Annotated in this window: 14 protein-coding genes; 8 read left to right on the top strand and 6 right to left on the bottom strand. The window is 67.0% G+C overall.

What is annotated here, in order from left to right; genetic code table 11:
* Nucleotides 1-72: 72 nt before the first annotated feature.
* From ABIS05_RS18130 to ABIS05_RS18110, 5 genes are all read left to right on the top strand, one after another.
* Nucleotides 73-900, top strand: coding sequence for a hypothetical protein (locus ABIS05_RS18130; protein ID WP_348012017.1), 828 nt, complete (start codon nt 73-75; stop codon nt 898-900).
* A gap of 74 nt (nt 901-974) precedes the next feature.
* Nucleotides 975-1,706, top strand: coding sequence for a hypothetical protein (locus ABIS05_RS18125; protein ID WP_348012016.1), 732 nt, complete (start codon nt 975-977; stop codon nt 1,704-1,706).
* A complete protein-coding gene (locus tag ABIS05_RS18120; protein ID WP_348012015.1) occupies nt 1,703-2,341 on the top strand; it encodes a hypothetical protein in 639 nt (212 codons plus the stop codon). The genes ABIS05_RS18125 and ABIS05_RS18120 overlap by 4 nt, the downstream gene beginning before the upstream one ends.
* 5 nt (nt 2,342-2,346) lie before the next feature.
* Nucleotides 2,347-3,156, top strand: a complete 810-nt coding sequence (locus ABIS05_RS18115; RefSeq protein ID WP_348012014.1) for a terminase small subunit — start codon at nt 2,347-2,349, stop codon at nt 3,154-3,156.
* 1 nt (nt 3,157) lies between these two features.
* The gene (locus ABIS05_RS18110; RefSeq protein WP_348012013.1) at nt 3,158-5,200 is read left to right on the top strand and encodes a hypothetical protein; all 2,043 of its coding nucleotides are present in this window, start codon (nt 3,158-3,160) and stop codon (nt 5,198-5,200) included.
* Here the strand turns inward: ABIS05_RS18110 and ABIS05_RS18105 are convergent.
* The 6 genes from ABIS05_RS18105 to murI all read right to left on the bottom strand — a co-directional run bounded on the left by ABIS05_RS18105 (nt 5,197) and on the right by murI (nt 8,984).
* Nucleotides 5,197-5,901: a hypothetical protein gene (locus ABIS05_RS18105; RefSeq protein ID WP_348012012.1), complete on the bottom strand. Its 705-nt coding sequence runs from the start codon at nt 5,899-5,901 to the stop codon at nt 5,197-5,199. The two genes, ABIS05_RS18110 and ABIS05_RS18105, sit on opposite strands and share 4 nt — an antisense overlap.
* Nucleotides 5,901-6,482: a Rha family transcriptional regulator gene (locus tag ABIS05_RS18100; protein WP_348012011.1), complete on the bottom strand. Its 582-nt coding sequence runs from the start codon at nt 6,480-6,482 to the stop codon at nt 5,901-5,903. Before ABIS05_RS18100 ends, ABIS05_RS18105 begins: the two co-directional genes overlap by 1 nt.
* Nucleotides 6,483-6,731: 249 nt before the next feature.
* Nucleotides 6,732-6,986, bottom strand: coding sequence for a helix-turn-helix domain-containing protein (locus ABIS05_RS18095; protein ID WP_348012010.1), 255 nt, complete (start codon nt 6,984-6,986; stop codon nt 6,732-6,734).
* Nucleotides 6,983-7,279: a hypothetical protein gene (locus ABIS05_RS18090; RefSeq protein ID WP_348012009.1), complete on the bottom strand. Its 297-nt coding sequence runs from the start codon at nt 7,277-7,279 to the stop codon at nt 6,983-6,985. Before ABIS05_RS18090 ends, ABIS05_RS18095 begins: the two co-directional genes overlap by 4 nt.
* A 226-nt stretch (nt 7,280-7,505) precedes the next feature.
* A complete protein-coding gene (locus ABIS05_RS18085) occupies nt 7,506-7,847 on the bottom strand; it encodes a hypothetical protein (RefSeq protein ID WP_348012008.1) in 342 nt (113 codons plus the stop codon).
* A 294-nt stretch (nt 7,848-8,141) separates the two neighbouring features.
* Nucleotides 8,142-8,984, bottom strand: coding sequence for a glutamate racemase (gene murI, locus ABIS05_RS18080; protein ID WP_348012007.1), 843 nt, complete (start codon nt 8,982-8,984; stop codon nt 8,142-8,144).
* A 171-nt stretch (nt 8,985-9,155) separates the two neighbouring features.
* On the opposite strand from murI, the gene ABIS05_RS18075 reads away from it, so the two are divergent.
* The 3 genes from ABIS05_RS18075 (at nt 9,156) to ABIS05_RS18065 (ending at nt 12,702) form a co-directional block, all read left to right on the top strand.
* Nucleotides 9,156-9,905, top strand: coding sequence for an electron transfer flavoprotein subunit beta/FixA family protein (locus ABIS05_RS18075; RefSeq protein ID WP_348012006.1), 750 nt, complete (start codon nt 9,156-9,158; stop codon nt 9,903-9,905).
* The gene (locus ABIS05_RS18070) at nt 9,905-10,837 is read left to right on the top strand and encodes an FAD-binding protein (protein ID WP_348012005.1); all 933 of its coding nucleotides are present in this window, start codon (nt 9,905-9,907) and stop codon (nt 10,835-10,837) included. Before ABIS05_RS18075 ends, ABIS05_RS18070 begins: the two co-directional genes overlap by 1 nt.
* A 77-nt stretch (nt 10,838-10,914) precedes the next feature.
* Entirely contained in the window at nt 10,915-12,702 is a 1,788-nt protein-coding gene (locus ABIS05_RS18065; protein ID WP_348012004.1) for an acyl-CoA dehydrogenase, read from the top strand.
* Nucleotides 12,703-12,709: the final 7 nt, after the last annotated feature.

Genomic DNA, 12,709 nt, shown 5'->3' with positions numbered 1-12,709 from the left:
ACGCCCGTGCAGCTGACTGCGCGCCCGGACGCCGCCCCTCAAGAAACCCCTGCCCAAAAGCGCAACCCCAACATGACAAAACCTCAACGCCAGTACCCGGCCGCCGCCCTGTCCAGGGACGACCTCCAACCCGCGCAGGTCGCGCGCATCTGCGTCCTGCACCGCGACCCTCACATCCAGCGCGCCATCGTCGACGTGCAACGCGAGGTCTGCCGCCTCGTCGAGGCAAGCGGCCTCGGACTGATGGCGCAGGCCCTGGAGCGGGCCGGCGGCGAAGCCATCGAGCACATCACGCCGGCCCAGGTGCTCGCCGGCCTTCACGAACTCCGCGACGAGGCGGTTGCTGAGGCAGCATTGGCGGCCGACGAAAGGGCGCTCCACGCCCGCACCTTTCGCGATGCGTTGGCTCCGATCCTCATGCTGCGCGACCTGGTATCCCAGCGCGGCGCACAAGCCAAGGCAGAGGCCTGGACGCTGCGGCAGAAGGTGCAGGCCCTCAGCGAGTGGCGCCCTGGTCAGCCCAACGACCGTGCCGTCGCATTGCGCCAGCACCTGAGCGACGAACAGCTCGCAGCTCTTGGCGTGGTCGACAACCCGACCCAGGTCGCTGAGCTGAAAGAGCGCCTGGTGACGCTGGACGCGACGGTGCGGGCCTGCGACGCCTTCTGCGCCGACGATCACTTCGACCCGCGCCACCTCGACGGCCTTGGCTTCGAGTCGGACATCGACGCCGCGCGCGCGGCGGGCGCGGTGCTGCCGGCATGGCCGTCCCACGCATCGGCAATGCCACGTCGGCATTCAACCGGCGGGCGCTGGACGAGCTGGCAAGCCGTCGACAGGCCTCAACAATTTTGCACCCGGAAGAAGTCGGCGGCCGTCTCTCGCCCGCCCGGCTCCTGACGACGACGCTGGGCGGCAAGGTCCGTCCGATCACGCCGGCCGACCTCGCAGCGTTCCGCAAGAGCGTCGCCGCCTTGGGCGACCGCGCGCAAGTCGGCCTGACCGCCGCTGAAGCCCTTGCGCTGTCCACCCCGGCAGACATTCGGCGGGCGAACCAACAAATCAAGTACGCACTGCCGAGTCGGCTCCAGGCGGGCAGCGTGCGCTTCGTGACCAACGCCGGGCCGGTGAGCCGCGCGACCCGGCACTTCGTGAATCTGGAATTCATCGGCTTCAGCGCCGCCGTGGCAAGACCTGGCACGCCGGCCCAGGCCGCACTAGAGCTGACGAAGCAAGGTCGATTGCGCTTCGAGTGCAGCTGCGAACACTTCCGCTACGTGCTGCGCTTCGTGGCGACCGCAGGCGGGTGGGTCGCCGGTCGGCCCGAACACGGCATGCCGAAGTTGACGAACCCGACGCTGGACGGCGCCTGCTGCAAGCACATCGCTCGCGTCATGACCGACCTTCAGATGAGCGTCGCCTTGCGCCAGAGGGTGGCCGCGATGATCGAGGCCGAGCGCGCCCGCGTGGACCGCCCGGGGGGCAAGGCCACGCCCAGGGCGGTCACGCTGCGTCAGGCTGAGGCTGAGCGCGTGGTGCCGACGAACGCGCGACGGATCGCCGTGCCGCGCGTCGCGAAGCTGCCTCCGCCGGCCAGCGCCGCCGACTTGCGTGCGGCCATTGCCACCTACAGGGGCAAGACCGACCCGACCAGCGTTGCCATCGCGCGCGCGCTGAATGCGCTGCTGAAAGGCTCGGCCCCATGAGCGACGAACCCGACATCGAGAAGATGCTCCGCCAAGCCGCCAGGCTGAAGACGCTGGTCGCCATCAGCCGGGCAAAACGAACCCTCGCCGAGGGGGAACAAGTGATGACCAAGCTCATGAGCACCAAGCCTCGGCTATTCCGGGAAACGCCTGAATCTCCGGCCACCTCATCAGGACTCGCGCAATCCGTACAGGCCGAGCTGCTTCGCCACTTGGTCCTGAAGGCCGATGGCTCGACGTTCGGCGATACCGCCGAGGAGCTTGAAGCGATGGAGGGCGCCACGCCGGTGCTGGTGAGCCTCGGCACGGTGACGCTTCGCGTCGTCGACGCAAACCCCGTCGCACTCGCCCGCGCCACCGGCGCTGCTGACGACGAAGACGGCCAGCCGCCGCTGTGCATGCTGGTGGAGTGCACTGAAGACAGTGAGGCTCAGCCCTGCACCGGTCAGTTCTTGGTCATGCCTACGGGGATTGCGGGCGTCGCCTTGACCCTGCGGGTATGGATTAGCCACAGCGATCTTCGCGGCCCCGACGCGCTCGACATGGGGCCTGACGCTGAGCGCAACCCTGACTTGGACGGCATCGGCCCCAATCAGGCGCTGCTCGTCCTTGAGCTGCCGACGGAAACGGAGTGAACGGCATGGACGCACATTCGACCGTCGATGACACCATGGGCTGCACCCGCCGCGAGGCCCAGTTCGTTGACCTCTACCTCCTGCTGAACTTCAACGGCACGCAGGCCTACACAGAGGCCGGCTACACCGCCAGGAACGCGAATGTCGCAGCCGTTGAGGCGTCGCGCCTCCTCAGAAAACCTAAGGTTCGCAACTTGCTGGGTGCGCGAGCGAAGGCGATGGTGGGCAACATCGAGGCCGAGAAGGCACGGCTGATGCGCTGCCTCACTGCCGTGGCGTACGCCGACCCTCGCGAGCTGGTGGCCTATCACCGGGGCTCGTGCCGCTTCTGCTGGGGCAAGGGCCACCGGTACCAGTTCAGCGCTGGCGAGTGGGACGCGAAGATGCTGGCCTTCGAGGAGCGTGAGGAGAAGGCCGCCGACACGGGCGGCACGCCGCCGCAATCCCCCGACACGCGCGGTGGCACCGGCTACAGCTGGAACCGCGAGCCGCACCCGCAATGCCCCGAGTGCTACGGCCTTGGCGAGGGCCGGCAGATCATTGCCGACATGCGCCACGTCTCACCGGATGTGCTGGCGCTGTTCGCCGGCATCGAGACGACCAGCGACGGCGGGGTGCGGGTCAGGATGCACGATCAGATGAAAGCGCGAGAGGTGCTCGCCAAGATCTACAGGCTGGTCGACGACGCGCCCCAAGTCAACGTCGCCGTCGTGTCCGCAGAGGCGCTGAACGCAATTTACGCAGAGGGCATGCGTCGTGCGCAGGAACGGTCAGCAGAAGTGCGCCGCACGCGCTTTGGCGAAACGGAGAGTTGAGATGCCGATTTTCAAGAGTGACGCACAAGGCTTCATCATTGGCGAGCGCCTGCTGGATGCCCAGCAGAGCATGCTGGCCGCACAGAACCGCGCGCTGCCGGTGTGGCGCGAGATCCGCCGCGACGTGCGCGCCATCGTGCGCCAGCTCGGCGTGCAGACAGCCGCCGTGCGCCGCGTGTCCAACACGCCGCCGACGCGCTCCGTGCCAATGGTCGTGGCTGAGCCGGCCGGGCGTCGCAGCGGTTCGCGACCGGGCGGCACCAGCACGCAGGCCGCACCGCTCCTGCAGCGTCAGCGCGCCGTGAGCCAACCCGTGGCGCTCCCGCAGCGCGGCGCGGGCGGGCGCTTCACTGCGGCCGGCGGCAAGGGCGACGGCAAGGGTGGCGGCGGTGTGAAGTCATCCGGTCGCGCGATGACACCCCGCCTGGCGCGCATAGCCGAGCGCCTTGAGCGCGCCGGCGCCAACCTCGGCGGCGCCACCGAGAACCTGGACCCTACGCTGAACGCAGCGAAGGAGGTCCGCGCCGCTATCGCGCCGATTGGCCGTGGTCTGGGCGGCCTGTTCGGGCGAAACGCTGAGCGCAAAAAGGAGCGCTGGTATCAGCGGATCTGGAAGGCCCTTTCGGAGCGCAACAAGAGCGACAAGAAGGCAGCGGCCAACGCGGCGGTGCCGGCGCGCGGTGGCCTGTTGGGCACCGCGCTGAGCGCGGGCGCTTCGCTTGGTGGCGGCGTCATGGGCCTGCTCCGCAAGGGAGGCGGCCTGCTGCGCCGCGTGCCGCTGCTGGGCGCGCTGCTGAGCGGTGGCCTCGCCCTGGGCGGCGCCTTCGGCATGAATGACGACCCGAGCAAGTCGGCCGAGGAAAATCGGTCGATGCGCTACCGGAGCGCGGGCGACGCCGCAGGCATGGGCCTCGGTGGCGTGGTGGGCGGGGTGCTTGGCTCCGTGCTCGGCCCGCTTGGCACCCTCGGCGGCGCCTGGCTTGGCGGCATGATCGGCGAGAAGCTCGGCGGCGCACTCGGCGACTGGTCGAAGTCGATGATCGACGCCAAGGTGCCCGAGAAAGTCGTGGCCTACGCTAGCGCGGCCTGGGACTCGGTGACCGGCGAAGCCAAGGCTGCCTGGTCCGTCGTCACGGCCAAGGTCGGGTCCTGGGCCGAGGCCGTCGGCAGCGCGGCCACGGCCGTGAACGAGCGGATCAAGCAGAAAACCGGCGTGGACGTGGCCGCCACGGCCAAGGGCGCATGGAACGCCACCAAGGGCGCGGTCTCAACAGCAGCGGGTGCTGCCGTGGACTTCACCAAGCAGAACGCCGGCAAGCTGGTCCCCGAGACGGTGAAGCGCGCGGCGGCGGCGGGTGAGCGCGCTGTTGGTGACATGATGGGCATCAGCAAGGTCGTCGAGACGGGCGCCGGCTACAACGTCGTGCAGCGTGGCGATGGCTCAGTCGTGCGGCAAGAGGGCGCGCGCAACTGGCGCAACAACAACCCGGGCAACATCGAGTTCGGCGACTTCGCCAAGCGGCACGGCGCGACGGGCAGCGATGGCCGATTCGCGATCTTCCCCACCTATGAGGCCGGGCGCGCGGCTCAAGAAGCGCTGTTCTTCGACGGGAAGAACTACAAGAACCTGAAGCTGTCCGATGCCATCGCCAGATGGGCGCCGCCGAGCGAGAACAACACGACCGCTTACCAGGCGGCGGTGCTCGGATCGGTGGGCGGGCGAGACAGGCTCACGAGCGAGTACACCCCCGAAGAGCGGCGCGCCATCATGGACGCCAAGCAGCGGGTCGAGGGCTTCAAGGTTGGCACCGTGCGGCCGATGGCGCCGCTGGCTTTGCCGAGCCCCGTGCTCCCCAGCGTGCCGACGCTGGGCATCGCAGACCTGCCGAAGGCGCCCGAGATCCAGACGCCGGCCACGCGGCTGAACTCAGGGCACGACGACAAGCCGATGTCCGTCAGCGTGCGCGTGCAGGAAAAGCTCGGTCAGGACGTGCCAGACCGTGCGCTGGCTCACATTTGCAGCGGCGGGATTGGCGGGCCTTAGCCGCCCTGCTCTTGCTTCTTCTTCAGGAAGCCGGTGGTCAGCAGGCCCTGCAAAGAGGAGATGCGGCCGACGTGCACCACGAGCTGCGCGCTCTGCTTCTGGGCGGAGAAGACGATGGGCACGTTGTAGCGTCGGCGGTCAGCTGGGCCGGAGAACGACTGCGGAAGCGCGGCCAGCACGTCCGGGTCATTCGCCAGCGTCATCTGAATAGCCTGGTCAACGGTGGTGTCCAGGCCGTGCCAGGCCTCAACGCTCAACGTGCCTCGGCATTCGACCAGATTCAGCGGGGCATCGGTCCTGGTCGTAGAGACGGCGTCCACGCGCGTGGCGTCGCTGAATGTCTTCGGTTCGATGCGGCCCAGCCATGCTGGAAGCATTTTTTCATGGACGGTCTGCTTGACTAGATCCGCCACCTGCGAGCTGCCGCAAATTGCAAGGATGCCGGTTGGCGCCTTCTGCGCGAATGTGCTGCCAGCAGCTGCGGCTATCGAAAACGCGACCACGAGTTTCATTCCGATCCCCCCGAGAAGTTGCATGAATTCTGCGTTGCCTGCCGACGATATGGGCGCCCGCCTGCAGCCGGCCGCTTCGAGCGCAAGCCGGAGCAGCATCCCGCCACCGGTTCTGTCGCGGTACCGAGCCGAGAACTCGGCGCAGTTGATATCGAGCTGCGTCAGCACGTTGCTCGACAGGTGAAACATCAACGTGCAGCCGCGAGGGTCCTCTTCCCGGCGCATGGCTCAAGACTGAGCCATCGGCGCAGCGGCGCGGAGTAGCCGGCCACCAGTGTGATGGTCAAGTCCTTTGGCAGGTTGAACACCTCCAGAGGGCGGCCATAGCTGTCTTGCGACATGCCCTCAAAACTGAGGGCATCTTTTTCAAACTCCTGCAGCAGGGCGCGGATGTCACGGCGAACATTGAAATGCTCCTTTCCGGTCAGTTCGGCGATCTCGCGGCTGCTCATGGTCAGCACCGGTTCGTTGGCAGCCTCGACGGTGAAGTGATATTCGGTGACGCGCTTGCGGCCGCTCACGTGCTGCTCCCCCTGTTGGGTGAGCAGGTAGTCGCGCCCCTCGACCAGCCGCCCACGCTGCACCTGGGCCTTGGCCCAGCTCGTCAAGTCCTTCGACACACCGAGGCGCGCATGCAGCACGCGGCCACGAACGGTAGGGGTATCCATGACGTTGGACTCGACAGGCACCAGCGCCTCGCCGTCGTCGTCATTGGCTGCAATGTCGCGGCGGCTTGGCGCCGGGCGGCGGATCAGTTGGCTAGGGTTCATGCGGCCCACAGCCACAAGCCCATAGATCACTGCTGGCAGTCACGACGCGGATCGCGGGGTGGCTGGATGCGCCCGGCCGCAACTGCCTGAATGGCGGCACCGGGCTGCAGGCGGCGAGCAACCCGCTCCTTTTCCTCAGGCGTAGGAAAAGGGAGCGCGCGTGCTACCCCCGGCTGCCCCCTCGCGGGCAACTGCCGGATTCCCGGTAGATGCGGACACGGCACCGGTGCTCCCCTGCAGTTCGGCAAGCTACCGACCGACCCGGCGCCGCCGCTTCACCGGCACCTTTGCGAACGGATCTGCTGGCGTGACACGGCGCATGCGCTCGGCCGTCTGCTTGACGATCTCACGCTCGATCAGCGCCATCACGTCCTTCGTGAGCATGACGTAGGCGCGCCCGATGCGCGCCGCCGGCAGCGCGCCGCTGTCGATGTGGTCGGCCACCGTCTTGGGATGGATTTTCATCAGTGCGGCCGCTTCGTTGAGGTCGCAGGTCTGGCTCACGCGCGGGGCACGCTTTCGAGGATGCGCTGGCCCGTCGTCGGCTCGCCCACGCCCCAAACCGCCGCCAGGTCCGCTGTGCAATCGTCGACGGATGCGTCGGCCGCGAAGCCAATCCGCCGGACGTGTTGCAGCAGCATGCTCACCGCTTCGCGGGCCTCGCCACTGGTCAGGCCCAGCGCCACCTGGCCGAGGTCCAGCGCCTGGGCGGCGTGGTCGGCGATGTCGTCGACGACGGACAGTAGTTGTGGCGGTGCCAGCCTGAACTCGGGGACATGGGCCTGGACGTGTTGCATGGGTCGTTTCTCCGGATCTCCGCTTGGCGCTATTGCCATCGGTCGAACCAGACTTTGCCGCCCTTTGGCTTGCGCTCCCAATTGATTTGCTGTATTGCAACCCATGTTGCCGAGTCAGTGACAACCGTTATCGCGGTGACAGGTGTTGCGCCTGCAACCGCTTCACCGTTCCGGCGGTGGCTCCATGCGCCGCTGATGCCTGCCAGCTCGCCACAGCGTCCAGCGGTCAGCGGCGAAACCAGTGCCCCGCTCCTTGCCAGCGACCGGCCAAGGGTCGGACTCGAAATCTGATCCCGGGCAGCGCCGCCAGTGACAAGGCCAGGGGCGGGCGGCCCAGGTCAATCAGCGCGGACCGATCCAGACGCCAGTAGCCTGCGGTTTCAAGGGCTGGCGCGTCGGCTTCCTGAACACACCAGAACGGGCCGGGCCGAACCTCGCTGCCCATAAAAAAGGGGACGCGCGCACCAGCGTTCTCGATGACGCGCACGGCCTGCTCGGGCGCGGCCACGGCTATGCAGTCGTGCAACATGAAGCCCCGGCGCTTGAGTTCGTGGAGCAGCATGTTCATGCGCTTGATTCTGCTCGGGCTGCCCGGTGCGCGCAAAGCTGCGCCGGTTTGCGCAGGAACGTAGAAGACGATGCACGACTGAACGGAGACTACCCGATCACCCGGTTGGATGAGCAGGGCGCGGCGGCAGTCACCCGTAGGTTATGGGTGAGGGCGTGACATCGCCGCCTACCGCTGAGCAGCCGGGGGAACAAATGGGGGAACAGTGCTCGATGCCGGTCAGCGAGAGCTAGCAACCACGCGGCCTAGCGGGCAGTGTTCAGTGCCCGTCCCGGCACCAACTGTCGACAGCTCTCAAACGGTCAGCGCCTGCTGGCCGTTGCTGTTTTCTGGCTGCCAGGCTTGGACGTTCACGCTCTGCCAGCCCAGCACCTGCGCGATCCAGCCGCGCAGAACGACGGGATCGCCGCTGGTCTCGATGTCGAGGTCGGCGTGATTGGCAGGCGCCGGCGACCAGAGGTCAACCGCACGGCGCGCAACCGCCGTCTCGATGCGCAGCAGCGTCACCTCGGGGCCAAGCGCCGCCTGCCAAAGCGGCTCGATCAGCGGGTAGTGCGTGCAGCCGAGCAGTGCCGTGTCGACGCCAGCAACGCACAGTGGTTCGCAGTAACGGTCGATCAGCGTACGCAGTTCCGTGCTGGTGAGATCACCCGCCTCGATGCGATCGACGATGCCGGCGCAGCCCTGGACCACGACCTGCCGGTCTCCCGCATGTCGCTCGATCAGCGCGCGCAGCCGTGCACTCGCGGCAGTGGCCGGCGTGGCCAGCAGGCCGATGCGGCTATTGCGTGTGACCGCGACGGCCGGCTTGATGCCTGGCTCGGTGCCGACGAAGGGCAGGCTGGGCCAGCGGGCCCGCAGCGCGTCAATGGCATGCGCGGTGGCGGTGTTGCAGGCGACGACGATCAGCTTCGCGTCCTGCGCGATCAGGTGCTCGGTGATGGCGAAGCTGCGTGCGCGGATGTCTTCCGGGCTGCGGTTGCCGTAGGGTGCGTAGGCCGTGTCGGCCAGGTAGCGCAGCCGGGTGGTGGGCAGCAGCGCGCGCAACTCGCGCAGCACCGTGAAGCCGCCGACGCCTGAGTCGAAAACTCCGATGCTTGCGCCGAATTCTCGCTGCGGTGTGGAGGCAATCTTCATGGGTGAAAGCAGTCTAGCTTCTCGATTCGAGAGGGTCTCCTAAAAGACTTTTCTCGAGGTACGCAGACCTCTGGCTAGAATAGAACGATCGTGCTTTTTTGTGCACAGCTCCGCACGGAGCGCCCCGTAGAATCAACTTAACGTTTACGTCAATTCGAGCTGGAGTTTTCGATGAAAGTCTTGGTCCCGGTAAAGCGCGTCGTCGACTACAACGTCAAGGTGCGAGTGAAAAGCGACGGCACGGGTGTCGACATCGCCAACGTGAAGATGTCGATGAACCCCTTCGACGAGATCGCCGTTGAAGAGGCCGTGCGCCTCAGGGAGAAGGGCGTCGTCACCGAGGTGATCGCCGTGTCCTGCGGCGTCACGCAGTGCCAGGAAACGCTGCGCACGGCGATGGCCATCGGCGCCGACCGCGCCATCCTGGTCGAGACCACCGAAGAGCTGCAGCCGCTGGCAGTCGCCAAGCTGCTGAAGGCGCTGGTCGACAAGGAAGGCCCCAGCCTGGTCATCCTGGGCAAGCAGGCCATCGATGACGACTGCAACCAGACCGGCCAGATGCTGGCTGCACTGACCGGCATGCCGCAAGGCACCTTCGCGTCCAAGGTCGAAGTGACCGGCGACAAGGTGGCCGTCACCCGCGAGGTCGACGGCGGCCTGGAGACGGTGTCGCTGAGCCTGCCTGCCGTCATCACAACCGACCTGCGTCTGAACGAGCCGCGTTATGTGACGCTGCCCAACATCATGAAGGCCAAGAAGAAGCAGCTCGACATCTTCAAGCCGGCCGACCTGGGAGTGGACGTGACGCCGCGCATCAAGACGCTCAAGGTCAGCGAGCCGCCCAAGCGTGGCGCAGGCGTGAAGGTGCCCGATGTGGCCACGCTGGTGAACAAACTGAAGACTGAAGCGAAGGTGATCTGATGACTGCGCTCGTTATTGCTGAACACGACAACGCCTCGATCAAGGGCGCGACGCTGAACACCGTCTCCGCCGCCGTAGCGATTGGCGGCGAGGTGCACGTGCTGGTCGCCGGCCACAACGCCGCAGCAGCCGCTGCTGCGGCGGCGCAGATCGCCGGTGTCACCAAGGTGCTGCACGCCGATTCGGCCGCACTGGCCGAAGGCCTGGCCGAGAACGTTGCCGCGCAGGTGATCGCGCTGGCCTCGGGGTACAGCCACCTTCTTTTCCCGTCGACCGCCGCTGGCAAGAACGTCGCGCCGCGTGTGGCCGCCTTGCTCGACGTCGCTCAGCTGAGCGACGTGACCAAGGTCATCAGTGCCGACACCTTCGAGCGTCCGATCTACGCCGGCAACGCGATTGCAACCGTGCAGAGCAGCGATGCGACCAAGGTGCTGACCGTGCGCACGACGGGCTTCGATCCGGCTGCTGCGACCGGCGGCTCTGCAGCTGTCGAGACGGTGGCCGCCGCTGCCGACAGCGGCAAGAGCAGCTTCGTGGGCCGTGAGGTGACGAAGAGCGACCGCCCCGAGCTGACTGCCGCCAAGATCATCGTGTCGGGCGGCCGGGCTCTCGGCAGCAACGACAAGTTCATGGAAGTGCTGACGCCGCTGGCCGACAAGCTGGGCGCCGCCCTCGGCGCCTCGCGCGCTGCCGTCGATGCGGGCTACGCGCCCAACGACTGGCAGGTGGGCCAGACCGGCAAGATCGTCGCGCCGCAGCTCTACATCGCGGCCGGCATCTCGGGTGCCATCCAGCATCTGGCCGGCATGAAGGACTCCAAGGTCATCGTCGCGATCAACAAGGACCCGGAAGCGCCGATCTTCTCGGTGGCCGATTACGGTCTTGAGGCTGACTTGTTCGTGGCCGTGCCTGAACTCGTCGCCGCGCTGTAAACCCAAGCGCCGACCCGCACCCGGGCGCCCGACTTTCTCTGTCGCGGCGCCCTTTTTGTATCCGGCAGGAGGAACAAATGAGTTACCAAGCCCCCATCAAGGACATGCTCTTCAACCTCCAGCACCTCGCCGGGCTGGAGACGTTGACACAGCAGGTCCCTGCCTTCGCCGACTTCGGCCTGGACACGGCCGCTGCCGTGCTGGAGGAATGCGCCAAGCTGACCGAGGATGTCATCGCGCCGCTGAACTTCGAGGGTGACAAGAATCCGTCGTCTTGGAAGGACGGCGTGGTCACGACGACGCCCGGCTTCAAGCAGGCCTTCCGCGCCTATGCCGAAGGCGGCTGGCAGGGCTTGGTGCACCCGACCGAGTTCGGCGGCCAGGGTGCGCCCAAGACGATCGCCGCAGCCTGCAACGAGATGCTGCAGGCGGCCAACATGAGTTTCGCGCTGTGCCCGCTGCTGACCGATGGCGCCGTCGAGGCGCTGCTGACCGCGGGGACCGACGAGCAGCGCTCCGTCTATATCCCAAAGCTGCTGGACGGCTCGTGGACGGGCACGATGAACCTCACCGAGCCACAGGCCGGCTCGGACCTGGCACTGGTGCGTACGCGCGCCGAGCCGCAAGGCGACGGCACGTACAAGATCTTCGGCACCAAGATCTTCATCACCTACGGTGAGCACGACATGGCCGAGAACATCTGCCACCTGGTGCTGGCCCGCGTGGCGGGTGCGCCGGAGGGCGTGAAGGGCATCAGCCTGTTCCTGGTGCCGAAGTTCCTCGTCAACGCGGACGGGACGTTAGGCGCGCGCAACGACGCGCACTGCGTGTCCATCGAGCACAAGATGGGCATCAAGGCCAGCCCGACGGCGGTGCTTCAGTTCGGCGACAACGGCGGTGCGATCGGTACTCTCGTCGGCCAGGAGAACCGCGGCCTGGAGGTCATGTTCATCATGATGAACGCGGCCCGCTACGGCGTCGGCCTGCAGGGCATTGCCATCGCCGACCGCGCCTATCAAAAGGCCGTCGGCTACGCGAAGGACCGCGTGCAGTCCCGCCCGGTGGACGGCTCGGTGGCCGGCAGCGCGGCCATCATTCATCACCCCGACGTGCGCCGCATGCTGATGACGATGCGCTCGCTGACCGAGGGCTGCCGCGCGATGGCGAGCACGGCGGCGGCCACGTTCGACGCCGCCCATCACCATCCCGACGCCGACACGCGCAAGCAGAACCAGGCCTTCTACGAATTCATGGTGCCGCTGGTGAAGGGCTACAGCACCGAGATGAGCCTGGAGGTCACGAGTCTGGGCGTGCAGGTACATGGCGGCATGGGCTTCATTGAGGAAACCGGCGCGGCGCAGTACTACCGCGACGCGAAGATCCTGACCATCTACGAAGGCACGACGGCCATTCAGGCCAACGACCTGGTCAGCCGCAAGACGGCGCGCGACGGCGGCCAACTGGCGCGTGCCGTGGCCGGCCAGATCGAGGGGACCGAAGCAGTCCTGACCAAGCGAGACAGCGTCGCCGCACGCGCCGTGCTGAAGGCGCTGCGCGCTTCGCGTGAGGACTACCTTGCCGTGGTCGACTTCATTGCGGCGCAGGCCAAGGCCAACCCGAACGCGGCCTATGCCGGCTCGGTGCCCTACCTGATGCTGGCTGGCAACCTCGTCGCCGGCTGGCAGCTTGCCCGCGCGCTGCTGGCGGCGGAAGACGCAATGGCGACCGACAAGGCTTTCATGGAAGCCAAGATCGTCACCGCGCGTTTCTACGCCGAGCACATCCTGCCGCGCACCGCGTCACTGCGAGCGGCAATAGTCGACGGCGCTGACAGCGTGACCGCCATGTCGCTCGAAGCTTTCTGAGGAGATT

Origin of the sequence: Roseateles sp. (genome assembly GCF_039929605.1) — a bacterium.
Taxonomy (GTDB): domain Bacteria; phylum Pseudomonadota; class Gammaproteobacteria; order Burkholderiales; family Burkholderiaceae_C; genus Pelomonas.
The sequence above is the reverse complement of the archived record's forward strand: the minus strand, read 5'-3'. Positions and strand labels throughout refer to the sequence as shown.